Origin of the sequence: Enterobacter sp. JBIWA003 (genome assembly GCF_019968825.1) — a bacterium.
Taxonomy (GTDB): Bacteria; Pseudomonadota; Gammaproteobacteria; order Enterobacterales; family Enterobacteriaceae; genus Enterobacter; species Enterobacter quasiroggenkampii.
In genome coordinates this window covers 517,288-541,858 of record NZ_CP074170.1, presented here as the reverse complement: position 1 = coordinate 541,858, position 24,571 = coordinate 517,288, and the positions used below count along the sequence as shown (strand labels likewise).

The window sequence follows — 24,571 nt, the reverse complement described above, 5'->3', positions numbered from 1 at the left end:
TTACTGTTTCTCCACCTTTAAAAAGTTTCGAAACCACTTTCCTGAGCTCATTCAGAGAGTTAAATCGGATATTTTTTGTGATCTGCTTCTCATTTTTACCCGTCCCTCTAAAGGGTTATAGCGCCACCGTAAAGATGCATTTAACATGCATCTTATATTATTGAGAATGAGGTAACTGCTATGGCCTTTCGCGACCAACCCCTCGGCGAGCTGGCGCTCTCCATTCCTCGCGCTTCTGCGCTGTTCCGTAAATACGATATGGACTACTGCTGCGGCGGTAAGCAAACCCTGGCGCGTGCGGCGTTACGCAAAGAGCTGGACGTTGAGGTGATTGAAGCCGAGCTGACGCAGCTGGCCGCACAGCCCATCGACAAAGACTGGCGAACCGCTCCGCTCGCGGAAATCATCGACCATATCATCGTGCGTTACCATGACCGTCACCGTGAACAGCTGCCGGAGCTGATCCTGCAGGCGACCAAAGTCGAGCGCGTCCATGCCGACAAACCGTCCGTACCGCGCGGTCTGGCGAAATACCTGACCCTGCTGCACGAAGAGCTTTCCAGCCATATGATGAAAGAAGAGCAGATCCTCTTCCCGATGATTAAACAGGGAATGGGAAGCCAGGCGATGGGGCCCATCAGCGTGATGGAAAGCGAGCATGATGACGCGGGCGAACTGCTGGAGGTGATCAAACATACCACCCACAACGTCACGCCGCCGCCAGAAGCGTGCACAACGTGGAAAGCGATGTACAACGGCATTAACGAAACGATCGACGACCTGATGGAGCACATCAGTCTGGAGAATAACGTTCTGTTCCCGCGGGCATTGGCGGGGGAATAAAAAAGCCCGGTGGCGCTAGCGCTTACCGGGCCTGCAACGTCCTCGAACGTAGGCCGGGTAAGCGTCAGCGCCACCCGGCAACATGCTTAACGCATGCCAGCCATACGTTTCTTACCGATAAACATCCAGCCCAGCCCCAGCGCGATAAACCACAGCGGCGTGACGATCAGCGCCTGACGGGTATCATCTTCCAGCGTCAGCAGAACCAGCACGAAGACGAAGAACGCCATGCACACCCAGCACATCAGCTTGCCCAGCGGCATCTTGTAGATCGATTTTTCATGCAGGTGTGGGCGCTGTTTGCGGTACACCAGATAGGAGCAGAGGATGATGGTCCAGACGAACATAAACAGGATCGCAGAGACCGTGGTGATCATGGTGAATGCGCCAATCACGCTTGGGTTCACGTAGAGCATCACCACACCACCCAGCAGACACATGCAGGAGAAGGTCAGCCCTTTTGCCGGTACGGCACGCTTAGAGAGCTTGGCGAACGCGCTCGGCGCCACGCCTTCCTGCGCCAGACCAAACAGCATACGGCTGGTTGAGAACACGCCGCTGTTTGCGGAAGAAGCCGCAGAGGTCAGCACCACGAAGTTAATCAGGCTCGCTGCCGCAGGCAGACCTACCAGCACGAACAGCTCAACGAACGGGCTCTTGCTTGGCACCACCGAGCTCCACGGCGTCACGGACATAATGATAATCAGCGCGAAGACGTAGAACATGATGATGCGCACCGGGATGGAGTTGATGGCGCGCGGCAGGGACTTCTCCGGATCTTTGGTTTCCGCAGCGGTCGTTCCGACCAGCTCAATCCCTACAAACGCGAACACCGCAATCTGGAAGCCGGCAAAGAAGCCGCTGATGCCTTTCGGGAACCAGCCGCCGTCATTCCACAGATGGGTAAACGACGCCTGAACGCCGGTTGGTGACTGGAAGTGGGTGAGCACCATTACCAGGCCCACCACGATGAGCCCGACAATGGCCACAATTTTGATCATTGCGAACCAGAACTCCATCTCACCGAACATTTTAACGGTGGCGAGGTTAAGGCTCAGCAGCAGAACGATGACCGCCAGCGAGGCCACCCAGTCCGACAGCCCCGGGAACCAGAACTGCGCGTAGGCGGTAATCGCCACGACATCCGCCATACCGGTCACGACCCAGCAGAACCAGTAGGTCCAGCCGGTAAAATAGCCCGCCCATGGTCCGAGCAGGTCTGAAGCGAAGTCGCTGAAGGATTTGTATTCAAGGTTCGAGAGCAGCAGTTCACCCATTGCACGCATCACGAAGAACAGCATAAAACCGATAATCATATAGACGAATATGATTGACGGTCCGGCGAGACTGATGGTTTTGCCTGACCCCATAAACAACCCGGTACCGATGGCACCCCCGATGGCAATGAGCTGAATATGACGGTTTGTGAGATTGCGCCGTAGCGACTGTTCAGACGACGCCTCTTCGTCGGCGACGACTTTGACCTGATCTACCATGTGATATTTTCCTGTTTATGCCTGTCTGTGTTGTTAAGGCTCTTCTGGCCTTTAAATACGTCAAAAAAATGACGTTCCCTTGTAAGGGCTAATCGATATTAGGTAAGAATCGGCGGGATGAATACTATGATTTAGATATTATGTTAATAATATGTTGAAAGTGAGTGTCATATCACTCATACAGCGCGAAACAGCTCACAAAAATACACGCAACAGTTTCGTTTGCAAGATAAAATATTGATTCCGGCTTAACTATAGGTTTTCACGCTATTTTCCCCTCCCCAGCCGGGGAGAGGAGATAAGAAAAGTCGATTACAGAATTTCCAGCAGCTCGACTTCAAAGACCAGGGTACTGAATGGCGGGATGGACGCGCCAGCGCCGCGCTCGCCGTAGGCCAGGTTGTGCGGAATAGTCAGTTCCCATTTAGAACCAACTGGCATCAGGGTCAGCGCTTCGATCCAACCTGCGATAACGCCATTCACCGGGAACTCAGCCGGTTCGCCGCGCGCCACGGAGCTGTCGAAGACGGTACCGTCGATCAGCTTACCGGTATAGTGTACGCGAACGTGGTCGGTACGCGCCGGGATCGCGCCATCACCCTGATTGATCACGCGGAACTGCAGACCAGACTCGGTGCTGTTCACGCCTTCACGCTCACGGTTCTCTTCCAGATATTTCACACCTTCGGCGGCCATCTCTTCAAAACGTGCGCGACGCACGGCGTCAGCACGTTCGTGGATTTCACGCAGCGCACGGTGCACAACGTCAACCGGAACGGCAGGCTGTTTACCTTCCAGCGCGTCAGCGATACCCGCCACCAGCGCTTCGGGTAACAGACCTTCCAGGCCGGATTCGCTCAGCTGCTGTCCTACCTGCAAGCCGATACCGTAACTTGCCTGCGCTTCGATAGTGTCAAAAGTCGGGGTGGTCATGGGTTTTCCTTCCATCACATTTAAAGTAGCGGGCAGCATATCAGCCATGCCCTTATGGGTAAAACTTTGTCTGAAGTTAAGGTGACAAACCGCGACGAAACAGAAACAATAGAGAGAACCAGGATTAATCCCGAACTGATGTCACGGATGTCGGGTTTACTACGCCGTTCAGGCAGTTAGCAAACTATACTTCGGGGCACAGGATAAAAAATACGCGGAGCAGGAGGAGTGCCATGCCCGGGCGATTTGAACTGAAACCTACCCTGGCGAAAATCTGGCAGGCGCCGGACAATTTTCGCATCATGGACCCGCTGCCGCCTCTGCATCGCAGAGGGATCATCATTGGTGCGCTGATGGTGATTGTGGGCTTCCTGCTTCCTTCCGGTGGCGATGATGTTGATACCGCCCCCGTCACCCGCAATGCTCAGCTGGATATTCAGTCGCAAACCCGACCGCAGCCTGACGCACAGCCGATGCAGACGCAGCTCGTCACCCCGTCTAACGACCCGGGTCAGGTCGCGCCGGTTGAGCCAGAGCCCATTCAGGACGAACAGCCGCAGGAACAAGCCGCCGCCCCGTCTCAGCCTCAGGCGCAACAGCCCACCGGCATTGAGCAACAGTGGCGTTCCTATCGCGTAGAGCCGGGTAAAACGCTGGCGCAGCTGTTCCGTGACCACAACCTGCCGCCGACAGACGTGTATGCCATGGCGAAAGTGGAAGGTGCGGGTAAGCCGCTCAGTAACCTGCAGAATGGCCAGATGGTGCAAATACGCCAGAATGCCAGTGGGGTGGTGACAGGTTTAACGATTGATACCGGAAATGGACAACAGGTGCTGTTTACCCGACAGCCAGACGGCAGTTTTATCAGGGCACGTTAAGGACTGGGATCTGTAAAAAGCAAAACGCCGGCACAAGGCCGGCGTTTCAACGTGAGCAGAGTAAAAAATTACTCAGCTACAACGTTAACAACCAGTTTAGCGAACACTTCGCTGTGAACCTGGAAGTCAACTTCGTGCTCACCAGTGGTACGCAGAACGCCGTTCGGCAGACGAACTTCGCTCTTAGCCACTTTAACGCCTGCTGCAGAAACTGCATCAGCGATATCGCGGGTACCGATGGAACCGAACAGTTTACCTTCGTCGCCAGCTTTGGACGCGATGGTAACGGTGCCCAGTGCGTTGATTGCTTCAGCGCGAGCATTAGCAGCCGCCAGAACGTCAGCCAGTTTGGCTTCCAGTTCAGCGCGACGTGCTTCGAAAAACTCTACGTTTTTCTTGGTAGCTGGAACAGCTTTACCCTGTGGAACCAGGAAGTTACGAGCGTAGCCCGCTTTAACGTTTACCTGATCACCCAGGCTGCCCAGGTTTGCTACTTTATCAAGCAGAATAACTTGCATTACCTTATCCTCTTAAAGTCGTATTAATGGACCGTGCCCGATTACTGATGACGATCAGTGTACGGCAGCAGGGACAGGTAGCGAGCGCGTTTGATAGCGCGAGCCAGCTGACGCTGATATTTTGCACGAGTACCGGTGATACGGCTTGGGACAATCTTACCGCTTTCGGTGATGTAGTTTTTCAGCGTTGCGATATCTTTATAGTCGATCTCTTGAACGCCTTCCGCGGTGAAACGGCAGAACTTGCGACGACGGAAATAACGTGCCATATGGCTAGTCTCCAGAATCTATCAAATCAATCTGCTCGGCATGCAGAACCATTTTGCTCAGACCGTTCTTTGCCTTGTGGCAAGAGATGAACCCCTGAACGATTACTGCACTACCGACCGTTAAACTGTGAGTAATGGCCTGGTTTTCGTGTCCGCTAATAATAACGGGCATTTGGCACCACGCCTGCCGGTGAAACCCGGCTTCCTCTTGCACAGAACGATGCTCAAGCACGAACTGGCAATGCGGAATTCCTGATGGACTGACCTTTCGAAGGGGAGCCCTGCATACGATGCCGGACAACGCCAGACGGTTGGTCATCAGAAATTACTCTTCAGAATCCCCAGCATCAGAATCATCTGCGGTTTCGTTTGCGAAATCATCGCGACGCTCACGGCGCTCGTCTTTCGCTTTAACCATCGGAGATGCTTCGGTAACTGCGTGTTTAGTACGCATAACCATGCTGCGGATAACGGCATCGTTGAAGCGGAAGTTAGTTTCCAGCTCATCGATCACTTCCTGCGGCGCTTCAACGTTCAGCAGAACGTAGTGAGCTTTGTGCAGTTTGTTGATCGGATAAGCCAGCTGACGGCGGCCCCAGTCTTCCAGACGGTGGATCGTGCCCGCTGCTGCAGTGATTGCACCAGTGTAGCGCTCGATCATACCCGGAACCTGTTCGCTCTGGTCAGGATGGACCATAAAAACGATTTCGTAATGACGCATCGAATTGCTCCTTACGGATTATTCAGCCTCCTGTCTGGGTCAGCCGAGGCCCGGGGAGGCAAGGAACGTGTTAAAGGTCGGCTGAAAAATTGACGCGTCATAATACTTGCGCGCCCCCGGAAACTCAAGCTGATTGCACAAATAATTCGCACAAAGCGCGAAGCGGGTCTAAGTGGGTGATTTAAAATTACTCACACCCGGAAGCGGTGTTTTTTTGAACAACTGCATCAGAAATGGTCACGCTTCCCCGCCGGAGGAATGATTACACTTTAATCAGAGATCACCTGAACAGAAGAAGGAGTCCCCCTCTCAGAGCACGCAGTCGTGGAGCGCATATCATGAAACAAATCGCATTAGCCCTAATGGCAGCGCTTTTGCTCAGTGCAAACGCGATGGCAGCCATCAAGATAGACAGCCGACAGGCCAGAAACATGGATGATGTGCAAAGCTTGGGCGTCATTTACATCAATCATAATTTCGCCACGGAAAGTGAAGCAGATCAGGCACTTAATCAAGAAACCGATGCACAGGGCGCAACCTATTACCACGTGATGTTAATCCGTGAGCCCGGCAGCAACGGCAATATGCACGCCAGTGCAGATATTTACCGATAACGCGTTAACGCTAGCACCAGGAAAGCCAACAACGAGAACATAGCCATAGTTGACGTTGCCCCCTGCCCGGGGGCTTTTTTTTGTGAATGGCTCCGGAATACCACCGGTTACAACTGTTTTTCGGTATTCCAGAGCACTTATTCACTTCTGCCCGTAATAGGCATTCGGGCCGTGCTTGCGCATGAAATGCTTATTCATCAGATAATCATCAATCCCCTGAAGCTGTGGGTTGATTCCGCGGGCAATCCACGCCATGCGTGCCACTTCCTCCATGACAACCGCATTGTGAACGGCGTCGTGGGCATCTTTTCCCCAGGCGAACGGACCGTGCTGATAGACCACAATACCCGGCGTATGCAGCGGTTCGCTTTCACCCAACGTTTCGATGATGACCTTCCCGGTGTTGAGCTCGTATTCGCCTTCCACTTCAGCCTGCGTTAATGCGCGCGTGCAGGGGATGTCGCCAAAGAAGTAGTCCGCATGCGTTGTTCCCAGCGCCGGAATCGCCAGCCCCGCCTGTGCCCAGGCCGTGGCATGGGTCGAGTGGGTATGCACAACGCCGCCGAGTGAGGGATAACGACGATAAAGCGCCAGATGGGTCGCCGTATCTGAAGAGGGACGCCATTTTCCCTCCACGACGTTTCCGTCGAGATCCAGCACTACCATGTCGTCAGCGTTCATGGTGTCATACGCCACACCGCTCGGCTTAATCACGATCAGCCCCTGCTCGCGATCGATAGCGCTGACGTTACCCCAGGTGAAGGTGACCAGGCCATAGCGCGGCAGATCCATGTTGGCTTCAAAGACCTGCTGTTTAAGCTTAAGCATGTTCAGCCTCCAGTAATCCCGCGCGCGCCATACGCTCGCGCACCCAGTCCCGCGCCTTTGCTACTTCCGCCGCAGGGTTTTCCGACGTTTCGCTCCACATCTCAATCAGATAAGGCCCGCAATAGCCGGTCTGCCTGAGCGTCTCGAAGCACCGTTCGAAATCCACCACCCCGGTGCCGAACGGTACGTTTTTAAACACGCCAGGACGGGTATCTTTGACGTGCACCGCCACGATATGCCCCATACCTGCCTGCAGTTCCATCTGCACATCGTTATCCCATGCCGACAGGTTGCCGATATCAGGATAAAGCTGGAACCACGGGTTATTCAGATAGTGCGCGTAGCCCAGCGCCTTGCTGATGGAGTTCATCAACGGGTAGTCCATGATCTCCATCGCCAGCGTGACCTGCGCACGGCTGGCCATCTCAACGCTCTCCTTCAGCCCGTCACGGAAACGACGGCGCGTTTCATCGTTGGCTTCCTGGTAATAAACGTCATAACCCGCCAGCTGGATCACGCGGATACCCACGTCCTGCGCAAAGCGAATGGCTTTACGCATGATCTCCAGCCCCTGAGCGCGCACAGCATCATCTTCGCTCCCGAGAGGGAACCGGCGGTGGGCGCTCAGGCACATCGACGGCACGCGTACCCCCGTTTCGGCGATGGCGCTCACCAGCGCCAGGCGCTGTTCACGGCCCCAGTCGAGACGAGAGAGGCGTTCGTCCGTCTCATCCACGGACATTTCGACAAAATCGAAGCCCAGCTGTTTTGCCAGCTGTAACCGCTCCAGCCAGCACTCCCCCGCAGGGAGTGCCTTTTCATAGATGCCAAGCGGGACCTGTTTGGACAACATACCCGCTCCTTAGCCCCAAAGCTGAGCGATTGAGCGTTTGAACTGACGCGCCGCTTCCACCGGAGACGCCGCATCACGAATGCTGCGACCGGCAATAAAGACGTGAATCGGAATGCCCTTGAACAGCGGCAGATCTTCCAGTGCCAGACCGCCGGTAACGGTGACTTTAAAGCCCATATCCGCCAGACGTTTGATCGCGCTGATATCCGCTTCGCCCCACGCCACCCCTGCAGCCTGCGCGTCGCGGCTGCGGTGATACACCACCTGCTGAATACCCGCATCACGCCACTCCTGAGCCTGCTCCCAGGTCCAGAAGCCGGTCAGCTCAATCTGCACGTCGCCGTTAAACTCTTTTGCCACGTCCAGCGCGCCTTTGGCAGTGTTGATATCCGCACAGCAAATGACGGTGACCCAGTCAGCGTTGGCTTCGAAGCACATGCGGGAGAGGATTTTGCCTGCGTCGGCTATTTTGGCATCTGCCAGCACGATTTTGTGCGGATAAAGCGCCTTCAGGTCGCGAACGGCGCGAACGCCCTCGCCCACGCAGAGAATGGTACCCACTTCGATGATATCGACTTCTTCCGCAATCAGACGGGTCGTTTCATAAGCGTGGGACAAGGTCTGGTTATCAAGCGCAACCTGCAACATGGGTAATGACATTTTCAATTCCTCTTAAACAGCCGCCGCTGTGGCGTTATCAATTAAATCCAGCACGTCCTGCGCGGTACGGCAGGCGCGTAAACGGTCGAAATTGGCCTCGTCATCAAACAGATTGACGATCTGCATGATGCCCACCTCCTGGTGGGTGTTAGCGTCAACAGCGGCCATGGTGATCAGGATGTCGACCGGGTCGTTATCTTCGTGGTTAAAGGCCAGCGGCGTTTTCAGCGTCACCAGCGCGAAGCCGGTTTTCTTGACGCCCTCTTCCGGGCGGCCATGCGGCATCGCCAGGCCTGGCGCAATCACAAAGTAAGGGCCATGCTGCGCCACACCATCCAGAATGGCCTGGTAGTAACGCGGCTCGACAACGTCAGCCTTAACCAGCAGATCCACGCTCAGCTTTACCGCTTCCTGCCAGGTGCTGGCCTCAGCCTGTAAAAGGATGGAGTTATTCTCTGCCAGCGAATCACGTAGTTTCATATGGCGTCCTTACTTCACGTCTTGTGGAAAGTGCTCTTTAATCACTTCCAGCAGTTTTGGTCCGAAATCCGCAGGCGACAGCATGTTGCGCACGCCCACCACGTATTTATTACCCGACACACTGATTTCGCCGGCGATATGAGTAGAGGCGATGATGATGTCCGCGCCGTTCAGCTCACTTTTGTATTCACCCACTGCGCAGCTGTTCACCGTGTGGTCGATGTTGGACTGGGTTAAAAACTGGTCCACTTTCATCTTCATGATCATGGAGCTGCCTTGCCCATTACCACACACAGCCAGGATACGTACGGTCATAATCGAAACTCCTTAATGAGCAGAGACTTCTGCTGTTTGTTTTTCCGCGTCTTCTTCTGCTCGCAGCGAACGGCCAGCGAAGAACATATAAGCCAGAGCAATCAGGATGATGATGGCCATAAAGACCAGCCCGATGGAGGCAAAGCCCTGCATCATCGGCGGTGCCAGAATTGACCAGTCCGCCATGCCCATCCAGGCGCTCATACCGGTGAGCTTGACCGCCCACACGCAGCCGAAGATTTCCACCATGCCCATCACCAGGCAGATTTTGAGCGCCGCACGCCAGCCGCCGAAGTGGTTAGCGAATACGCCGATGGTGGCGTTGGAGAAGAACATCGGGATAAAGCCTGGAATAATCAGGATTGAGGAGCCGCAGCCGACCAGAATGCCCACCGCAATCAACTGGCCGATAGTGCCCCACATAAAGCCCCAGACCACCGCGTTTGGCGCGAAGCTATAGATAGCAGCACAGTCGATGGCCAGCACCGCGCCAGGGATCAGGCGCTGGGAGATACCGTTGAACGCTTCCGACAGTTCGGCAACGAACATACGTACGCCCTGAGTGATGATGAAGATCGCCACCGCGAAGGAGAAACCGGTCTGCAGGATGTAAACCGTCCAGTGGGTTTTGCCTGCCATCGCCTGCACCACGTCAATACCGAAGGAGAGCAGAATGGCCCCGAAGAAGATGGTCATGACAATTGCGGTCGAAACGATGTTGTCGTGGAAGATATTCAGCCAGCCAGGCAGCTTGAGGTCTTCAACGCTCTCTTCTTTTTTGCCCAGGTATGGCGCAACTTTATAGGCAATCCAGGAAGCAAACTGCTGCTGATGGCCGATGGAGAAACCGCAGCCGTCCGTCACTTCCTGAGTCGGCTTGTACATCATGTTGGAGGTGATACCCCAGTAGAGCGAGACCAGCACCGCGGTGCAGATAATCGTGGTCCACATTGGGTAACCGAAGATATAGAGAGAAACCGCGATCAGCCCCGCCTGCTGGAACATGATGTGCCCGGTGAGCATGATGGTGCGAATGCCGGTAATACGGCGCAGGAGAACGTAGATGATGTTCAGCGCCAGGGCGAGCAGCACTGCATACCCCACCCAGCTATAGGCATCACCCATGCGCTCGATGGTGGCCATCATTGAGGCGTAAGTGTCAGAAATCGCACCGTTGATGCCATACACTTCGGACATTTTGGCGACGACCGGCTTAAAGGTGCTGGTCAGAATGCCAGACCCCGCCTGTAACAGCATGAAACCGATAATGGTTTTGATGGTGCCTTTAATAATCACGCTGACGCTTTTGCGCAGCAGGATATAGCCCAGACACGTCACGATACCCAGCAGCAGCGGGGCGTTGGTCATTACCTGATTAAAGAACACGGTAAAGACGTTGTAGAGGATCTCCATAACTCTCTCCAGAAATGAGAACACGAGGGGTAATCCCTGTGCGGTTGGTGTCATCACTCTATTAATCACAAATAATCACCACAAGATTGCATTTGATTATTTGTGACGTATCACGCAATTTATTTCCATGCAGTTAATAATGATTTTCACTACTGCATTGCAAAAACAAATTAATCCTTATAATTCATCAAATTAATGAGTTGTGCGTACTACTATAACAAGTAAGAAGCGGAGAATCTGTGAAGTTGAACGGATAAAAATCCGCATTTTTACCATTGCAAAGCGCGTCAAATGGTGCCAGCATTAATCACAACAAATCACCAAGTGATTACTTTTGATTAAACCAGGAGTCAAAACGATGAGTAAAGTGAACACCATCACCCGTGAGTCATGGATTCTGAGCACCTTCCCGGAATGGGGCAGCTGGCTGAATGAAGAGATCGAGCAGGAACAGGTTGCTCCTGGTACCTTTGCGATGTGGTGGCTGGGCTGCACCGGTATCTGGCTGAAATCAGAAGGCGGCGCCAATATCTGCGTCGATTTCTGGTGCGGCACCGGCAAGCAGAGCCACGGCAACCCGTTGATGAAAAAGGGCCACCAGATGCAGCGCATGGCGGGTGTGGAAAAACTGCAGCCGAACCTGCGTACCACGCCGTTTGTGCTCGATCCGTTTGCCATTCGCCAGATAGACGCCGTGCTCTCCACTCACGATCACAACGATCATATCGATGTGAACGTGGCGGCAGCGGTGATGCAAAACTGTGCTGACGATGTGCCGTTTATCGGGCCGCAGACCTGCGTGGATCTGTGGATTGGCTGGGGCGTGCCGAAAGAGCGCTGCATCGTGATGAAGCCTGGCGACGTGGTGAAAATTAAAGATATTGAAATCCATGCGCTGGATGCCTTTGACCGTACCGCACTGATTACCCTGCCTGCCGATCAGAAAGCCGCGGGTGTACTGCCGGACGGTATGGATGAGCGCGCGGTTAACTATCTGTTTAAAACCCCTGGCGGCTCCCTGTACCACAGCGGCGACTCTCACTACTCCAACTACTACGCGAAGCACGGTAACGAGCACCAGATCGACGTGGCGCTGGGCTCCTACGGTGAGAACCCGCGCGGCATTACCGACAAAATGACCAGCGCCGACATGCTGCGCATGGCGGAAGCGCTGAATACCAAAGTGGTGATTCCGTTCCACCACGATATCTGGTCAAACTTCCAGGCCGATCCGCAGGAAATCCGCGTGCTGTGGGAGATGAAGAAAGACCGCCTGAAGTATGGCTTCAAGCCGTTCATCTGGCAGGTCGGCGGCAAGTTCACCTGGCCGCTGGACAAAGATAATCTTGAATATCACTACCCACGTGGTTTCGATGATTGCTTCACCATTGAGCCAGACCTGCCGTTCAAGTCCTTCCTCTGATTGTGCAGCCACATCGCCAGACTTGATGTCTGGCGATGTCATATTTCTTTTAGTAATTTCACGCTATTTCAAATATCATCTTTTCAAATCAATTCTTATCGGAATAGCTCATGACGGAAGCGCAACGGCATCAAATTCTCCTGGAACTCCTGGCGCAAACCGGGTTTATCACCGTCGAGAAAGTGATCGAACGTTTAGGGATCTCCCCGGCAACGGCGCGGCGGGATATCAACAAGCTGGATGAAAGCGGCAAGCTGAAAAAAGTCCGCAACGGCGCGGAAGCGATCAGCCAGCAGCGCCCTCGCTGGACACCAATGAATATTCATCAGGCGCAAAATCATGATGAAAAAGTGCGGATTGCCAGAGCCGCGTCGCAGCTGGTGAATCCCGGTGAGAGCGTCGTGATCAACTGCGGTTCCACGGCATTTCTGCTGGGCCGTGAAATGTGCGGCAAGCCGGTGCAAATCATCACCAACTACTTACCGCTCGCCAACTATCTGATCGACCAGGAGCATGAGAGCGTGGTGATCATGGGCGGGCAGTACAACAAAAGCCAGTCCATCACCCTTAGCCCTCAGGACAGCGAAAACAGTCTCTATGCCGGGCACTGGATGTTTACCAGCGGCAAAGGCCTGACGGCAGATGGCCTGTATAAAACCGATATGCTGACCGCGATGGCGGAACAAAACATGCTCAACGTTGTGGGCAAGCTCGTTGTGCTGGTCGACAGCAGCAAAGTGGGCGAGCGCGCTGGCATGCTGTTCAGCCGTGCCGAGCAGATCGACATGGTGATCACCGGCAAAGGCGCCAACCCAGAGATCCTCCAGAAGCTGGAAGATCAGGGCGTAAAAGTGCTGCGCGTTTAAAGGTGCTGGCGGAAAAACGCCACCGTAGCGTCCAGCGCCGTGGGCGTGATGCGGTGGCGGACGCCCGCTTCCCACAGACAGGTGAGATTACCGTCCAGGCCTGCATTCATTAACGCCTGCTGTAGTCGGAAGGTTCCCTCAGGCGGGACCACATCATCCGCGTCGCCGTGCCACAGCAGCAGCGGGCGATCCGCCAGGCGCGGCAATGCCCGGGTCACGTCCCACTCTTCGAGCGTCGCGGTGATTTCCGCTAAATCCTGAGGGGGAAAGAGCGTCTTCGCCAGCGACGTAAAATAGCCCGAGCCCATCAGGCAGGCGACCGACTTCACTTCCGGATGATGCGTCATAATCCCCAGCGCCGTCATACCGCCCATCGACGCCCCGGCCACGGCCAGACGATTCTCTGCCACCAGCCCTGCCTCATAAAGCGCATCGCGCAACCCGGCAAACTCGGTCAGGCTCCCGTGCAGAATGTGCCAGAACTGCCCAAGACGCGCCTGTTCGTTACCCATAAAGCGGGCGCCGTGGTCAGGCGCATCCGGCATCACCACGCGAAACCCCGCCTGCGCCAGCGCAACCGCAAAATAACTGTAAACCAGCTTCGATGAGGTAAACCCGTGATAAAAAACCACAACAGGCAGCGGTTTATCACGTTTACCCGCTGGCATAGCGTGTAAAATTTCATGGTCGCCGAGGTGGCGTATTTCAATTTCAATCATTGTCGACCCTGTACGAATGTATGATTCATAATGTTGAGAACTGGGTTACGCTTTCACATCATTTTCATTCGAAATATACGTCCCAGATAACACTTCGGGAACATTCCCCCAAAACTAAATTCACAGACAACTACACTATGGCTATCAGGAAACGAGATATGGTTATGCGCAGGTTTGCTGCTTTAGTGCTGGTGTTTCTGCTCAGTGGCTGTAGCGCGCTGCAGGGAACGCCGCAACCCGCTCCACCGGTCGCCGATCATCCACAGGAGATTCGTCGTAATCAGACGGAAGGATTACAACGAATGGGCACCGTCTCCGCGCTAGTTCGCGGCTCCCCGGATGACGCAGAAGCGGCAATCAAAGCACAAGCCGTCGCCGCCAAAGCAGATTATTACGTCATCATTATGATCGACGAAACCATCATAACGGGACAGTGGTATTCACAGGCCATTTTGTACCGTAAATAATGGTTTTCCTTTGAACGAGATTTACACTGCTTTGCGTCCATAGACATTTTCCTGTCCACAATAAACTCCATGCCCGCGTCAATGGAAGGGAGTTTATTCGCGAAGGATTGCCCGGCGGATACCGGAGATATGTGAAATGGAGCTGACGATGAAACGAACTCTTGCTTTGACCTCTCTGTTGCTCTCAGCAGGCCTGGTGAGCACCACTGCGCAGTCAGCAGAATTCGCCAGTGCTGACTGTGTAACTGGCCTGAATGAAATTGGCCAGATCTCCGTGAATAATATCTCGGGGAGCCCGCAAGACGTTGAACGCGTTGTGGCATTAAAGGCCGATGAGCAGGGTGCTTCATGGTATCGCATCATCCAGATGCAGGAAGATAACCATATCGACCACTGGCGGGTACAGGCCATTCTCTACGTGTAATATTCCTCCTGATAAAAGCCACTTATTTTTAGTGGCTTTTCGCTTTTGCAAATTTTTTATCTAATCAAAAACCAATCAATAACAACAAAATAACATTTTGTTACATTAATCCAGTAAACGTAATCCCCGCTCTGCCGTTGAAGAACCATACCTTTTCAATGATGAGCAATTTATGATCAACGTTTTTCGCCGTGCAGGCCTGGGGGCGAAGCTGTCGCTGCTTACGGGCGTCAGTGTCGCCACGCTGTTTCTGCTTTTCACTTTTCTGCTCAGTCAAAAAGCCAGCCAGCAGCTTGAAGCCCTTGCGGTAGAAGACCTGCATAATCAGTCCACCGGCATGGTCGACATGGTGCAGATGTTTAACACCAGCCTGAGTGAAGAGGTTGAGAGTTATACCCGGCTGTTTACTACCTTTTTACCGCAGCCACTAAATAGTGATCCTTCCCAACCCCAGACGATCAACGGGCTCAGCGTCCCGCTTCTGAAAGGCGGCGACACCGGGCTACATGAAAATAACACCCTGTCGGACGACTTCCTGAACCGTACGGGAGCCATCTCGACGCTGTTTGTACGCAGCGGAAACGACTTTGTTCGCGTAGCGACCTCCCTGCGCAAAGAGAATGGCGAGCGGGCAATGGGCACCGTGCTGGATACTTCCAGTCCGGCCTTTGCCGCCGTCAACAAAGGTGAAGTCTACCGCGGCCTCGCGCTGCTGTTTGGCAAACGCTACATCACCCAGTATCAGCCCGTAAAAAACGCCGAAGGACAGGTCATTGCGATCGTCTTTGTCGGGGTGGACATCACTCACTCCTGGAACGTCATGCGCGAGAAAATTCTCAACCGCCGCCTGGGTGAGAGCGGTCACTTCTTCGTGCTGGATCGCAGCAACGGCAAAACGCGCGGGCAATACCTGTTCCATGCCGGTGAAGAGGGACAGCTGCCGAAGTGGGACGACGCGACGCAGCAGCAGCTTCTGGGTGAAAAGCCCGGCACGCTGGAACGCGTAAGCGACGACGGCCGCACGCTTAAAATGGCGTATACCCCGCTGCCAGGCTGGAACTGGACTATCGTGGGCGAAGTGGATAAATCGGTGCTGCTCGCAAGCGTCAACGCCATGCGCGATCGCTTCCTGCTGGCCGGCGTGGTCTTATCTATCCTGTTTGCTGGTCTGTTCGTGGTCCTCATTCGCCGCGTGCTGACCCGACCGCTGCGCAATGTGATCCATCTTGCCCGGCAATATGCCGCAGGGGATCTCCGTTCCAGCCTGCCCGTGACGCGCCAGGACGAAGTCGGCCAGCTGATCGACGCTATCAACGGCATCGGTGGCGGCCTGCAAAAAATTGTCCTGCAGGTCCGCGAGGCCGCAGGCGAGATCCATTTGGGCACCAACGCGCTGGCCGCCGATACCGGCGAGATTTCTGAGCAGATCAACAAGCAGGCCAGCAGCGTGGAAGAGACCTCCGCCAGCATGGAGCAGCTGGCCGCCACCGTGCAGCAAAATGCCGCCAACATGGAGCAAACGCAGCAACTGGTGGGTGAAACCTCGCTCGCGGTGCATCAGGGCGGTGAGACGGTCACCCACGCGGTGTCGACGATGGACGACATTCGCGAAGCGTCAAAACGCATCGAAGACATCACGCGCGTGATTGAGTCTATCGCTTTCCAGACCAATATCCTGGCGCTGAATGCGGCAGTGGAAGCGGCCCGCGCGGGCGAGCATGGGAAAGGGTTTGCGGTAGTCGCGCAGGAAGTTCGCGCCCTGGCAGGACGCAGCGCTAACGCGGTGAAGGAGATTGAACAGCTGATTGGCGATACGCTCAGGAAAGTGAGCGAAGGCCATGCGCTGTCTGAAAAGACGCGCCTGGCGATGGATGACATTATCATTCATATCGATAACATCAGCCAGCTGGTCACCGAGATTAACCATGCTTCACGCGAGCAGTCCGCCGGGATTGGCCAGGTGAATCTCGCCATGACCCACATTGGCGAAGCGTCGCATATTAATGCCGATCGTATCTCACGCAGCGAACAAACGGCTCAAACGCTGCGTGAGAAGGGATCACATCTGGCCCAACTGGTGAGCCTGTTCCAGCTAAAAGGTTAACCGACTCTGCCCGTCGCACGCAGCAGCAGGTCACTTTGCACCTGCTCGCTCATCAGCGTGCCGCCACGGGTATCCAGCATCATGCGGCACCACGCCTGCGCCACCGGGGGCGATGCGTGCCGCAGCATTTCGCTCCCGGCACCCAGCAGGAAAAGCTGCTGCGCAATTTCCCGCCCCTGCGCCTCCTGCGGTTTACGCAGTTTTTGCTGAAGCTGTCGCCAGCTGCGATCGAAGTGTCTGTCCTGCCCTTTTACCTGTGCAAACTCATCGGCAAGCAGATCGTGAATACCCGGCTGCTTCGCTAGCACGCGCAGCACGTCCAGGCACATGATGTTGCCGGACCCTTCCCAGATGCTGTTCACCGGCATCTCGCGATACAGGCGGGGAAGTTCGCTCTCCTCGCAGTACCCGACTCCGCCCAGCACCTCCATCGCTTCAGCCACAAACGGGATGCCCGCTTTGCACACACTAAATTTCGCGGCCGGGGTAAACAGCCGCGCCCATGCCGCCTCCTGCGGATCCGCGCGTTTATCCCACGCCCGCGCCAGGCGGAACAGCAGCGCCGTTTGCCCCTCCAGCACCAGCGCCATCCGGCTTAGCACTTCGCGCATGAGCGGCTGATCGATAAGATTTTTGCCGAAGGTCTGGCGCTGATGCGCATGGTACAGCGCCACGGACAGCGCACGGCGCATCAGTCCGTGGCTGCCCAGCGCGCAGTCAAAGCGCGTCAGACCGCCCATTTTGAGGATCTGCCGTACCCCTTCGCCCTCTTCCCCCAGCAGCCAGCCGGAGGCATCAAGAAACTCCACCTCGCTGCTGGCGTTGGAGCGGTTCCCGAGCTTGTCCTTAAGGCGCTCCAGCCGGACGGCGTTGCGCTGTCCGTCAGGCAAAAAGCGCGGCACAAAAAAGCAGGACAACCCGCCCTTCGCCTGCGCCAGCACGAGATGCGCATCGCTTTGCGGGACGGAGAAAAACCATTTATGCCCCACCAACCGGTAGCTGCCGTCGCCGCATTTTTCCGCTTTGGTGGTGTTGCTCAGCACGTCCGAGCCGCCCTGCTTTTCCGTCATCCCCATACCGATCAGCAGGCCGCGCTTTTGCGCGCCAGGCGCCAGATGCGGATCGTAGCGATCGCTGAGTAGCGGCGTTAGCCAGTCATGAAATATTTTGGGAAGCGCCTGCTGCAGAAGCGGCGTGGCGGCAAACGTCATGGTGACCGGGCAAAGCGTGCCCGCTTCCACCTGAGCATGAAGCACAAAGCGTGCGGCCCGCGCGACAAACGACCCTTTACGCGCCTCCTCTTCCCATGCCAGGTTATGTACCCGATTGGCACACAGCCCCTGCATCAGCAGGTGCCATGCCGGATGAAAGCGGACGTCATCCAGTCGCTCTCCGGTGGCGTCATAGCGAAGCAACTCCGGCGGATTAACGTTCGCCAGCCTGCCCAGCTCCAGCGACTCTGCGGTGCCTAACTGCTGCCCGATGCTGGCGAGCAACTCGATATCCCACTCGGCACCCTCGCGCGAAACTGCATCACGCAGTGCGCAGTCCGAGAGAAAAAGGTTGCTGTTAGAGAGTGGTGCGGGTTGATTGAAAACGGTATGGGTCTGCCAGTGCATACTGTCTCCCTCCTTCAGTGGCAATGACGATAAGTATGGACAGACCGCGCACACGCTGCATGGGAGGGGAGTCACACGTTCACGATCCCGCTGATATCATTCGTGAAATAGCTCACAGAACATAAGAATAAACTATTTCATGCCTTCGCTTTTGTTGAATAATTTATTCTTACCCTTTTCAGTGAGGATCGTTATGCAACCGGATGCGCACAAGCGAGCATTAATTGCCGGCTCCATTGGTAACTTCATCGAGTGGTATGAGTTTGCGGTCTACGGTTTTCTGGCGACCGTCATTGCGAAGAACTTCTTCCAGCTTGAAGGGGACGCGGGGCTTACCAGCCTGATCCTCACCTACGCCTCATTCGCCATCGCCTTCTTCTTCCGTCCGCTGGGTGCGGTGGTGTTTGGACGCATCGGCGACCGAATTGGCCGTAAGCCGACGCTCATTATTGTGCTGGTGCTCATGACGCTCGCTACCGCCGCCATCGGCATTGTGCCGGTCTATGCCAGCATCGGGATTGCCGCACCGCTGATCGTTACGCTGCTTCGCATCCTGCAGGGGCTGTTCGCGGGCGGCGAGTATGGCGGTGCGGTCTCGCTGATGACGGAGTTTGCTCCGCGCGGCAAGCGTGGGCTCTATGGTGCGTGGCAGTCCTTTACCGTGGCGCTGGGGCTGTTAGCGGGTGCAGGCATCGTGGCGCTGCTCTCTGCCCTCCTCACGCCTGAGGCCCTGCACGACTGGGGCTGGCGCATTCCTTTCTTCCTGGCGCTGCCCATGGGCGTCGTTGCGCTGTGGCTTCGTGTCAGTATGGAAGAGACACCCAGCTTTGTGCAGCAGCAGGACAAACCGGCTGTCGCTCAGGCGGATATTGCCGCCACGCTCCGGGCCATCGTGATGGGGATTGGCCGCGTGATGGTCTGGTCTGCGGCGGGGTACACTTACCTGGTGATTATGCCGACCTATCTGCAGTCGGCGCTGCACACCGGGTTTAACCAGGCGCTGCTGATCGCGGTGATCTCGAACGTTGGGTTTGCGCTGACCATCATTCCGTCGGGGATCCTGAGCGATAGGATCGGGCGTCGCACGGTGATGATTATCGCCACCGCGCTGCTGCTGATCCTCGCCCTGCCGCTGCTGAAACTTCTGCAGGCGGAGTCCAGCACGCTGGCGGTGAAAGCGATAGTGGTATTGATTGCGGGCGGTCTGGTGGGCATGCTGGCAGGGCCGGGCCCGGCGATGCTCTCTGAGATGTTCCCGACGCGCGTACGCTATACCGGGCTGGGGCTGGCCTACTCGTTATCGAACGCGATTTTCTCGGGCTGTGCGGGATTAATCATTACCGGGCTGATTAAAGAGACGGGCAATCTGGATATACCGGCGTACTACGTGATGGCAACGGCGGTGGTGAGTATTTTCGCGCTGATGACGCTGAGGAAGGATGACCATTTACGGTCTCTGGAGGAGTGAGCCTCAGAGCTGGGGTTTTCACCCCAGCTTAAATTAACCCGCTATATAGTGCGGGATAAAACGCGAAGTATCTTTCGTGATCAACGATCCGTCTTCACGAATACCGATTCCCGCAGGTTCATCATCAATCACCCAACTTCCTATCAAGGTATAGCTGTTGCCAAAACGCGGTAACGCCTGGAAACCCTGATAAATCATAGGTTCGTTTGCATAATCCCCTGCTTCACTCTCAATGATATTGCGCTGTGCGTCGAAAATAGTCACATTTCCCCCTTCCCGCGAAAACAAGGGCTTACGAACTATCGGAACGCCTTTTGGAATCGACGTTAACTCATTTTCAAACCACGCAGGAAGAAGGTTGGGATGGCCCGTAAAAAAGCGCCACAAGAGGGGCAAAATACCCTTATTACTAATGATGCTTTTCCAGAGCGGCTCCAGCCACTGTTCTCTTCTGGCGCAGAGAAGTGGACCATTTTCATCACGCATCATCCACTCCAGAGGATAGAGCTTAAACGCACGACGGATCACGTTATCGTCAATGTCTGTTAAAAATCCGCCGGTGCCCAGGCCAATATCATCCATATAGATAAAGCGGGTGTTCAGCCCGGCCTGGACGGCACAATCCTCCAGATAAAGAAGCGTGCCGCGATCCTCCTCACTCTCTTTGCAGCAGCAGAAGTAAAGTGGAATATCTGTAGCTAATTCTTCAAAGCGAGCAACAAGCTTATCCTGAATGGAATTAAACTGATCGGCGTCTCGCGGAATGATCCCGGAGCGACGAGCGTCCTCCATCCATTGCCACTGAAAGTAGGCTGACTCATACAAGGACGTCGGCGTGTCGGCATTGTATTCCAGCAGTTTGACGCTACCTTCTTCAGTCCAGACAAAGTCCATACGGCCATACAGTGAAGGATCCTGGCTGTGCCAGCTTTCCGCAATGGCATCCCAGTAAAGTGGCGGGATGGCTAACTGCGTCATCAGTTCTTCACTTTTTACCGCACGATCCACCACATCCAGACACATTTGATGGAGTTCAGCCGTGGGTTTTTCTATTCGTTCTTCAATTTGCTGTAACGTAAAACGGTAGGCACGGCTTTCATCCCAGTAAATTTCATCGTCGATGATATGAAAATGAAAACCATGGTCGTGGGCAATTTTGTCCAGCCCCGGACGAACAGGAACATCATGACGTAACATAATTATCCCCCCCAACTTCCACGAGCACTGGATGAGCGCCCATATCCACCACGAGAAATTGTTGATACGCGCTTTGTTGTATAGCCCATTTGACTACTGGCCTGCTTACCGGAGCGCCAGACATAGGATGAAGAGCTTCGCCACACAGGACGGGAAGAGTAAAATGAACCTCCGCTTGTATACCTGTATCCTTCATCAGCGTCTTCTCTGACTTTTTTATTAAGTAAGAATCCTGACAGAACCGGTATCCAGCTATTTTCGATATTGTCGTAATAGCAGTTCTCGAATTGACGTATACAGTCTTCCCTGGACATATTTTTCGGCATATCTGCTTCAAATTTAGCTTTCGCATTGTTCCATGCATCGCTGCAAACCTGAGCACTATTGCCATCGTCAACGCACGCTTGCGGCGATGCGTAAAACACGCCATCACCGTCATTATCATCAGCCGAACTATCGCACCCCTTCAGGGCGATAAATGCAGCTCCGCCCATAATTGCCAGCGTCAAATACTTCCCGCTTTTGCGCTTTGAGGGCGAAGAGCGGAACGCTGCATTTTGGCTACCTAATGCAGATTGAATCGGATTAGACTTCCGTGTTTTTTTCTTTTTAGCCATGTTCATTTATTACCATGTCATGCAGGCAGCATTTAAGATTCCGCCAGCCAGTGCTGCCATCCCCATAAATAAACCTGCGGCGTAGTGGCGGTTAACGATTTTTTCACTGATGTTCGGCATATAAATGCGTACGCAGCCATACACCAGTAACTGCACGACTAGCGCAACGCATCCCCATATCAGGTAATCCGGCATGCTAACCGAGTTTACGGCAGCGCTGGACAGAGGAATCACATACCCCAATAGCGTGCCACTGAATGCTGCTGCCGCCGCCAGGTTATTTTCTTTAATCAGTATCCATTCATCATGTGACGTTATTCTTGAGTAGATGAATAAGAATATGACGGTCATCGCCAGACCGGTTAAGAAGTAAGAAAGAAAAGCAAATAATGAACCCAGCATGGTTTAGATCCCCAGAAATTTAACCAACAATATTTAGCGAAGTGAGTGGAGTATCCACACCTACGGCATACGAAAAGATCCACTCTGGCTCGCTATTATCACAAAATGTCTCTTCGCCAGTTAGCAAAAGGTACTCATACAGATCGGCAGTCGCCTCCCTCTGATATGCCATCATGAAATTATGCACATCCCATTTTTCGTTCTGGTTATTTTCAACGTGTTCCAGAAGGTAAACCGGTTCAACGTTCCCCACCTCATTCTCGTTAAATATTCTTTTCCAGTCTCGTTCATTCCATTGCAGACTGGGCCTGCCAATTAAAGCGGCACCAATCTCTTTTTGCCATTGTTTCTCCGAAGTAATACCAAAGCTATCCTGATAAATAAAAAGCTTAATATCATCAATATTTTCCCTTTCCATACCACCAGTAGTATTTATCTGCAAAAACTCATCACCAGACGTGTAATAACGATAAATACGACAACCTGCGCCAACTTCAATCACGCTGCTCGCTGCAATGGTATATTCCTCTTCTGGTATTTGAGTCAAAAAACGGGCGGAAAGTCGAAATGTCAGCGTATCAAGTGTAAACGCCGCACGTTGATGTAATCCCAATGGGCCACGCATCACTGGCTGACCTGTTTTATTAAATAAATTAAAAAATAAGTTCCGCATGACTTTTCCCTATGTTCTGCCAGCACACCTCATTCGACGAAATGCGACTATTGCCGATTAAATGCAACCACATTCCTCCTCTAACCTCTGTGGAGATCACAGGGTTAAGCTCCATACCACGACCATTTTTACAGTGGCTAATCCCCAGCACCGTCGCATCATGTTGCAGTTTCATGTAATGCATTAACGCACCATAAGGTATACAGGAAACCGATGTGGGTACCATCAGCGCGTAACCTGTATCACCCAGCATCGGGTTCATGATTGATGCTACGGATTGTGAAGAGCCAGGATCCTGGATCGAACGGGAAAGCTGTTCGGCTGAAAGATTGCGAACAATCTCTATTGTCGGACAATGGGTCTCCAGTAAGCTTGCGTAGCGTTCATCCTCAAGATAAGCAACGATATGGCAATGCGCTGGCGCATCATTTACCAGCGAGAGTGTGGCCGTAAAGGTTTGTTCATCGGAGCTGGCAAAAATGACTACACATGAACAATTTACTAACCCCATCCGTTTTTGCTCTTTCGGATCGCTGTAGTTACTTACTTTGAGAAAATCGACATATAAATTATCGGATAAAGGATGCGCTATATCCTGGTGCTCACACAACACTACGCGACTAAATACCCGCTGCTCATCATAAAGCAGCAATGAGATCATTTTCTCTGTCTGATGACCACGCCAGCCAATCACCAAAACATGATTACGTAGAGAATGAAAATTGCCCATTCCTGCTATTCCTTTAGCTAATAATCCCTGCACCAATGCAATGATTTTGCCCATCAGCGCGCCGAAAAGGCCAACGCCAATAGGGATTTGCCAGAGAGCTGTGAACAACTTCCCTGCTTCGCTCTGAGGACTCAAATCGCCAAAGCCAATCGTCGCCCCAACCACTGAGCTGTAATAAACAAAATCACTTATCCGGCCAACGAGGGTCGTCTCTCCCAACCAACGAAAGACAATAAAGCAAAGCAAATAATGCCCGGCAAACAAGCACAGCAGCGCTGTCCAGGTAAGCCGGAATAAATGTTGCCTGCAAACATTCACGACCCAGGAGAGAAACATTACGGAGCCGGCGTAAGTTTTAACCGTTCAAGAACCGCCTGTGCGGAGCTTGTTCCTGAGGTACCCACGCCTGCCTGCGCGAGTTTCTCTTCAAGCTCACGTCCATCAGCCACTTTTTCCAGTTGCGCTGCCGCATCAAGTCTGGCCTGACGTTCAGCCTGACGCGTCTGAAGTCTTTTTAAAGACTCTGCGGCCGTCGTTACGTTCGATGTTGCTCCGACCGTTGACGTCGTTACGGCCTGTTGCGCCCGCTGCATGGCTTCCGTGGCTTTAACAACCTCGAGCTGCTGTTCAAACTGATTAATACGTTGTGATGTAATAGCTACGGCTTTTTCAATATTATTTCTTGAGGTTTCAAGAGAGTCCAAAACCTGTGCTTCACGAGTAATGGTATTCTCAAGTCGGGCGATTTCTTCTGCAACCTCGTTTAGCAGCGCAGCATCAATATTCTTGCTCATTCCTTCTATCGCTCGTGACTCAAGGTATTGCTTCCGCTCCCGCAACTCGGAAAGCTTGTCATTACTGAGCTTCACCCGGGCAAGCAGATCAACCCGGGATTTGCCTGCTTTATCAAGCTCAGCTTTTGCATCCCGGATGTGCTGCTCCAGCATCCGAACGCCCTGCGCTTCTTCTATCGCTTCATCGGCCTGATTGAGTAGTGATTTACCCAGTGTAAAAAGATTCTTCAAGATGCCCATACCTTTC

At 53.8% G+C, this 24,571-nt stretch carries 29 protein-coding genes; 9 read left to right on the top strand and 20 right to left on the bottom strand.

What is annotated here, in order from left to right:
- The first annotated feature begins 180 nt into the window (after positions 1 to 180).
- The gene (gene ytfE, locus KGP25_RS02620; RefSeq protein ID WP_063622702.1) at positions 181 to 843 is read left to right on the top strand and encodes an iron-sulfur cluster repair protein YtfE; all 663 of its coding nucleotides are present in this window, start codon (positions 181 to 183) and stop codon (positions 841 to 843) included.
- Positions 844 to 929: 86 nt separating this feature from the next.
- Here the strand turns inward: ytfE and cycA are convergent, their stop codons facing one another.
- Both cycA and fklB read right to left on the bottom strand, forming a co-directional pair.
- Positions 930 to 2,339: a D-serine/D-alanine/glycine transporter gene (gene cycA, locus KGP25_RS02615; RefSeq protein ID WP_008502891.1), complete on the bottom strand. Its 1,410-nt coding sequence runs from the start codon at positions 2,337 to 2,339 to the stop codon at positions 930 to 932.
- A 312-nt stretch (positions 2,340 to 2,651) separates the two neighbouring features.
- The gene (gene fklB / locus KGP25_RS02610) at positions 2,652 to 3,272 is read right to left on the bottom strand and encodes an FKBP-type peptidyl-prolyl cis-trans isomerase (protein WP_008502892.1); all 621 of its coding nucleotides are present in this window, start codon (positions 3,270 to 3,272) and stop codon (positions 2,652 to 2,654) included.
- Positions 3,273 to 3,505: 233 nt separating this feature from the next.
- Here fklB and KGP25_RS02605 point away from each other — a divergent pair, with 233 nt between their 5' ends.
- On the top strand, positions 3,506 to 4,150 hold the full coding sequence (locus KGP25_RS02605; RefSeq protein WP_045907977.1) for an OapA family protein: 645 nt from the start codon (positions 3,506 to 3,508) through the stop codon (positions 4,148 to 4,150).
- A gap of 68 nt (positions 4,151 to 4,218) precedes the next feature.
- Here the strand turns inward: KGP25_RS02605 and rplI are convergent, their stop codons facing one another.
- From rplI to rpsF, 4 genes are read right to left on the bottom strand one after another with little or no spacing between them, the layout of a single operon-like run.
- Positions 4,219 to 4,668: a 50S ribosomal protein L9 gene (rplI, locus tag KGP25_RS02600; RefSeq protein ID WP_008502894.1), complete on the bottom strand. Its 450-nt coding sequence runs from the start codon at positions 4,666 to 4,668 to the stop codon at positions 4,219 to 4,221.
- Positions 4,669 to 4,709: 41 nt separating this feature from the next.
- On the bottom strand, positions 4,710 to 4,937 hold the full coding sequence (gene rpsR / locus KGP25_RS02595; protein ID WP_000135199.1) for a 30S ribosomal protein S18: 228 nt from the start codon (positions 4,935 to 4,937) through the stop codon (positions 4,710 to 4,712).
- Positions 4,938 to 4,941: 4 nt separating this feature from the next.
- Positions 4,942 to 5,256, bottom strand: a complete 315-nt coding sequence (gene priB, locus KGP25_RS02590; protein ID WP_008502895.1) for a primosomal replication protein N — start codon at positions 5,254 to 5,256, stop codon at positions 4,942 to 4,944.
- A 6-nt stretch (positions 5,257 to 5,262) separates the two neighbouring features.
- Positions 5,263 to 5,658, bottom strand: a complete 396-nt coding sequence (rpsF, locus tag KGP25_RS02585) for a 30S ribosomal protein S6 (protein ID WP_014830397.1) — start codon at positions 5,656 to 5,658, stop codon at positions 5,263 to 5,265.
- 338 nt (positions 5,659 to 5,996) lie between these two features.
- Here rpsF and yjfY point away from each other — a divergent pair, with 338 nt between their 5' ends.
- Positions 5,997 to 6,272 carry a DUF1471 family protein YjfY gene (gene yjfY / locus KGP25_RS02580; RefSeq protein WP_045907976.1) on the top strand — a complete coding sequence of 92 codons (276 nt, stop codon included), beginning with the start codon at positions 5,997 to 5,999 and terminating at the stop codon, positions 6,270 to 6,272.
- A gap of 141 nt (positions 6,273 to 6,413) precedes the next feature.
- On the opposite strand, the gene KGP25_RS02575 is transcribed toward yjfY, so the two are convergent.
- From KGP25_RS02575 to ulaA, 6 genes are read right to left on the bottom strand one after another with little or no spacing between them, the layout of a single operon-like run.
- Positions 6,414 to 7,100 carry an L-ribulose-5-phosphate 4-epimerase gene (locus KGP25_RS02575; protein ID WP_045907975.1) on the bottom strand — a complete coding sequence of 229 codons (687 nt, stop codon included), beginning with the start codon at positions 7,098 to 7,100 and terminating at the stop codon, positions 6,414 to 6,416.
- Positions 7,093 to 7,953, bottom strand: coding sequence for an L-ribulose-5-phosphate 3-epimerase (locus tag KGP25_RS02570; protein ID WP_045907974.1), 861 nt, complete (start codon positions 7,951 to 7,953; stop codon positions 7,093 to 7,095). The genes KGP25_RS02575 and KGP25_RS02570 overlap by 8 nt, the downstream gene beginning before the upstream one ends.
- A gap of 9 nt (positions 7,954 to 7,962) precedes the next feature.
- Complete coding sequence (gene ulaD / locus KGP25_RS02565; protein WP_008502901.1) at positions 7,963 to 8,613, bottom strand: 3-keto-L-gulonate-6-phosphate decarboxylase UlaD; 651 nt, start codon at positions 8,611 to 8,613, stop codon at positions 7,963 to 7,965.
- Positions 8,614 to 8,625: 12 nt separating this feature from the next.
- Positions 8,626 to 9,093, bottom strand: coding sequence for a PTS ascorbate transporter subunit IIA (gene ulaC / locus KGP25_RS02560; protein WP_050871444.1), 468 nt, complete (start codon positions 9,091 to 9,093; stop codon positions 8,626 to 8,628).
- Between the two features lie 9 nt (positions 9,094 to 9,102).
- Positions 9,103 to 9,408, bottom strand: a complete 306-nt coding sequence (gene ulaB, locus KGP25_RS02555) for a PTS ascorbate transporter subunit IIB (protein WP_003856022.1) — start codon at positions 9,406 to 9,408, stop codon at positions 9,103 to 9,105.
- Positions 9,409 to 9,420: 12 nt separating this feature from the next.
- Positions 9,421 to 10,821, bottom strand: a complete 1,401-nt coding sequence (gene ulaA, locus KGP25_RS02550; protein ID WP_032675818.1) for a PTS ascorbate transporter subunit IIC — start codon at positions 10,819 to 10,821, stop codon at positions 9,421 to 9,423.
- A 358-nt stretch (positions 10,822 to 11,179) separates the two neighbouring features.
- Between ulaA and ulaG the strand changes: the two genes are divergently transcribed.
- Both ulaG and ulaR read left to right on the top strand, forming a co-directional pair.
- Positions 11,180 to 12,244: an L-ascorbate 6-phosphate lactonase gene (gene ulaG / locus KGP25_RS02545; protein ID WP_010427455.1), complete on the top strand. Its 1,065-nt coding sequence runs from the start codon at positions 11,180 to 11,182 to the stop codon at positions 12,242 to 12,244.
- A 110-nt stretch (positions 12,245 to 12,354) separates the two neighbouring features.
- Complete coding sequence (gene ulaR / locus KGP25_RS02540; protein ID WP_045907973.1) at positions 12,355 to 13,110, top strand: HTH-type transcriptional regulator UlaR; 756 nt, start codon at positions 12,355 to 12,357, stop codon at positions 13,108 to 13,110.
- Here ulaR and yjfP read toward each other — a convergent pair.
- Positions 13,107 to 13,829 carry an esterase gene (yjfP, locus tag KGP25_RS02535; protein ID WP_048225304.1) on the bottom strand — a complete coding sequence of 241 codons (723 nt, stop codon included), beginning with the start codon at positions 13,827 to 13,829 and terminating at the stop codon, positions 13,107 to 13,109. The genes ulaR and yjfP overlap by 4 nt on opposite strands.
- A gap of 137 nt (positions 13,830 to 13,966) precedes the next feature.
- Here yjfP and bsmA point away from each other — a divergent pair, with 137 nt between their 5' ends.
- The 3 genes from bsmA to KGP25_RS02520 all read left to right on the top strand — a co-directional run bounded on the left by bsmA (position 13,967) and on the right by KGP25_RS02520 (position 16,824).
- Positions 13,967 to 14,296 carry a biofilm peroxide resistance protein BsmA gene (gene bsmA / locus KGP25_RS02530; RefSeq protein ID WP_072052249.1) on the top strand — a complete coding sequence of 110 codons (330 nt, stop codon included), beginning with the start codon at positions 13,967 to 13,969 and terminating at the stop codon, positions 14,294 to 14,296.
- Between the two features lie 148 nt (positions 14,297 to 14,444).
- Positions 14,445 to 14,720 carry a DUF1471 family protease activator YjfN gene (gene yjfN / locus KGP25_RS02525; protein ID WP_008502907.1) on the top strand — a complete coding sequence of 92 codons (276 nt, stop codon included), beginning with the start codon at positions 14,445 to 14,447 and terminating at the stop codon, positions 14,718 to 14,720.
- A 172-nt stretch (positions 14,721 to 14,892) separates the two neighbouring features.
- Positions 14,893 to 16,824: a methyl-accepting chemotaxis protein gene (locus KGP25_RS02520; RefSeq protein ID WP_223539911.1), complete on the top strand. Its 1,932-nt coding sequence runs from the start codon at positions 14,893 to 14,895 to the stop codon at positions 16,822 to 16,824.
- On the opposite strand, the gene KGP25_RS02515 is transcribed toward KGP25_RS02520, so the two are convergent.
- Positions 16,821 to 18,443, bottom strand: coding sequence for an isovaleryl-CoA dehydrogenase (locus KGP25_RS02515; protein WP_223539910.1), 1,623 nt, complete (start codon positions 18,441 to 18,443; stop codon positions 16,821 to 16,823). The two genes, KGP25_RS02520 and KGP25_RS02515, sit on opposite strands and share 4 nt — an antisense overlap.
- Before the next feature lie 193 nt (positions 18,444 to 18,636).
- Here KGP25_RS02515 and KGP25_RS02510 point away from each other — a divergent pair, with 193 nt between their 5' ends.
- Positions 18,637 to 19,911, top strand: a complete 1,275-nt coding sequence (locus KGP25_RS02510; protein ID WP_223539909.1) for an MFS transporter — start codon at positions 18,637 to 18,639, stop codon at positions 19,909 to 19,911.
- 33 nt (positions 19,912 to 19,944) lie between these two features.
- Here the strand turns inward: KGP25_RS02510 and KGP25_RS02505 are convergent, their stop codons facing one another.
- The 6 genes from KGP25_RS02505 to KGP25_RS02480 are packed head-to-tail and all read right to left on the bottom strand — an operon-like array spanning position 19,945 to position 24,564.
- Positions 19,945 to 21,108 carry a glutathionylspermidine synthase family protein gene (locus KGP25_RS02505; RefSeq protein ID WP_048981741.1) on the bottom strand — a complete coding sequence of 388 codons (1,164 nt, stop codon included), beginning with the start codon at positions 21,106 to 21,108 and terminating at the stop codon, positions 19,945 to 19,947.
- 2 nt (positions 21,109 to 21,110) lie between these two features.
- A complete protein-coding gene (locus KGP25_RS02500; RefSeq protein WP_126534158.1) occupies positions 21,111 to 21,725 on the bottom strand; it encodes a DUF1190 domain-containing protein in 615 nt (204 codons plus the stop codon).
- Positions 21,726 to 21,734: 9 nt separating this feature from the next.
- Positions 21,735 to 22,127, bottom strand: a complete 393-nt coding sequence (locus KGP25_RS02495) for a DUF350 domain-containing protein (RefSeq protein ID WP_126534157.1) — start codon at positions 22,125 to 22,127, stop codon at positions 21,735 to 21,737.
- 19 nt (positions 22,128 to 22,146) lie between these two features.
- Positions 22,147 to 22,800 (bottom strand): DUF2491 family protein, encoded by a 654-nt coding sequence (locus KGP25_RS02490; protein ID WP_223539908.1) that lies wholly within the window; start codon positions 22,798 to 22,800, stop codon positions 22,147 to 22,149.
- On the bottom strand, positions 22,781 to 23,866 hold the full coding sequence (locus KGP25_RS02485; RefSeq protein WP_126534155.1) for a potassium channel family protein: 1,086 nt from the start codon (positions 23,864 to 23,866) through the stop codon (positions 22,781 to 22,783). The genes KGP25_RS02490 and KGP25_RS02485 overlap by 20 nt, the downstream gene beginning before the upstream one ends.
- Positions 23,866 to 24,564, bottom strand: a complete 699-nt coding sequence (locus tag KGP25_RS02480) for a PspA/IM30 family protein (RefSeq protein ID WP_223539907.1) — start codon at positions 24,562 to 24,564, stop codon at positions 23,866 to 23,868. The genes KGP25_RS02485 and KGP25_RS02480 overlap by 1 nt, the downstream gene beginning before the upstream one ends.
- Positions 24,565 to 24,571 lie beyond the last annotated feature (7 nt).

Excerpts from the sequence above, each read along its gene's own strand:
- KGP25_RS02520 (WP_223539911.1), top strand. The coding sequence starts at position 14,893 with ATGATCAACGTTTTTCGCCGTGCAGGCCTGGGGGCGAAGCTGTCGCTG.
- rpsF (WP_014830397.1), bottom strand. The coding sequence starts at position 5,658 with ATGCGTCATTACGAAATCGTTTTTATGGTCCATCCTGACCAGAGCGAA.
- KGP25_RS02605 (WP_045907977.1), top strand. The coding sequence starts at position 3,506 with ATGCCCGGGCGATTTGAACTGAAACCTACCCTGGCGAAAATCTGGCAG.
- KGP25_RS02485 (WP_126534155.1), bottom strand. The coding sequence starts at position 23,866 with ATGTTTCTCTCCTGGGTCGTGAATGTTTGCAGGCAACATTTATTCCGG.
- ulaC (WP_050871444.1), bottom strand. The coding sequence starts at position 9,093 with ATGAAACTACGTGATTCGCTGGCAGAGAATAACTCCATCCTTTTACAG.
- KGP25_RS02495 (WP_126534157.1), bottom strand. The coding sequence starts at position 22,127 with ATGCTGGGTTCATTATTTGCTTTTCTTTCTTACTTCTTAACCGGTCTG.
- cycA (WP_008502891.1), bottom strand. The coding sequence starts at position 2,339 with ATGGTAGATCAGGTCAAAGTCGTCGCCGACGAAGAGGCGTCGTCTGAA.
- KGP25_RS02505 (WP_048981741.1), bottom strand. The coding sequence starts at position 21,108 with ATGTTACGTCATGATGTTCCTGTTCGTCCGGGGCTGGACAAAATTGCC.
- ulaD (WP_008502901.1), bottom strand. The coding sequence starts at position 8,613 with ATGTCATTACCCATGTTGCAGGTTGCGCTTGATAACCAGACCTTGTCC.
- rpsR (WP_000135199.1), bottom strand. The coding sequence starts at position 4,937 with ATGGCACGTTATTTCCGTCGTCGCAAGTTCTGCCGTTTCACCGCGGAA.
- KGP25_RS02490 (WP_223539908.1), bottom strand. The coding sequence starts at position 22,800 with ATGCGGAACTTATTTTTTAATTTATTTAATAAAACAGGTCAGCCAGTG.
- KGP25_RS02575 (WP_045907975.1), bottom strand. The coding sequence starts at position 7,100 with ATGCTTAAGCTTAAACAGCAGGTCTTTGAAGCCAACATGGATCTGCCG.
- ulaR (WP_045907973.1), top strand. The coding sequence starts at position 12,355 with ATGACGGAAGCGCAACGGCATCAAATTCTCCTGGAACTCCTGGCGCAA.
- ytfE (WP_063622702.1), top strand. The coding sequence starts at position 181 with ATGGCCTTTCGCGACCAACCCCTCGGCGAGCTGGCGCTCTCCATTCCT.
- ulaA (WP_032675818.1), bottom strand. The coding sequence starts at position 10,821 with ATGGAGATCCTCTACAACGTCTTTACCGTGTTCTTTAATCAGGTAATG.
- ulaG (WP_010427455.1), top strand. The coding sequence starts at position 11,180 with ATGAGTAAAGTGAACACCATCACCCGTGAGTCATGGATTCTGAGCACC.
- ulaB (WP_003856022.1), bottom strand. The coding sequence starts at position 9,408 with ATGACCGTACGTATCCTGGCTGTGTGTGGTAATGGGCAAGGCAGCTCC.
- bsmA (WP_072052249.1), top strand. The coding sequence starts at position 13,967 with ATGGCTATCAGGAAACGAGATATGGTTATGCGCAGGTTTGCTGCTTTA.
- KGP25_RS02500 (WP_126534158.1), bottom strand. The coding sequence starts at position 21,725 with ATGGCTAAAAAGAAAAAAACACGGAAGTCTAATCCGATTCAATCTGCA.
- KGP25_RS02510 (WP_223539909.1), top strand. The coding sequence starts at position 18,637 with ATGCAACCGGATGCGCACAAGCGAGCATTAATTGCCGGCTCCATTGGT.
- priB (WP_008502895.1), bottom strand. The coding sequence starts at position 5,256 with ATGACCAACCGTCTGGCGTTGTCCGGCATCGTATGCAGGGCTCCCCTT.
- KGP25_RS02480 (WP_223539907.1), bottom strand. The coding sequence starts at position 24,564 with ATGGGCATCTTGAAGAATCTTTTTACACTGGGTAAATCACTACTCAAT.
- yjfY (WP_045907976.1), top strand. The coding sequence starts at position 5,997 with ATGAAACAAATCGCATTAGCCCTAATGGCAGCGCTTTTGCTCAGTGCA.
- KGP25_RS02515 (WP_223539910.1), bottom strand. The coding sequence starts at position 18,443 with ATGCACTGGCAGACCCATACCGTTTTCAATCAACCCGCACCACTCTCT.
- yjfP (WP_048225304.1), bottom strand. The coding sequence starts at position 13,829 with ATGATTGAAATTGAAATACGCCACCTCGGCGACCATGAAATTTTACAC.
- fklB (WP_008502892.1), bottom strand. The coding sequence starts at position 3,272 with ATGACCACCCCGACTTTTGACACTATCGAAGCGCAGGCAAGTTACGGT.
- KGP25_RS02570 (WP_045907974.1), bottom strand. The coding sequence starts at position 7,953 with ATGTTGTCCAAACAGGTCCCGCTTGGCATCTATGAAAAGGCACTCCCT.
- rplI (WP_008502894.1), bottom strand. The coding sequence starts at position 4,668 with ATGCAAGTTATTCTGCTTGATAAAGTAGCAAACCTGGGCAGCCTGGGT.
- yjfN (WP_008502907.1), top strand. The coding sequence starts at position 14,445 with ATGAAACGAACTCTTGCTTTGACCTCTCTGTTGCTCTCAGCAGGCCTG.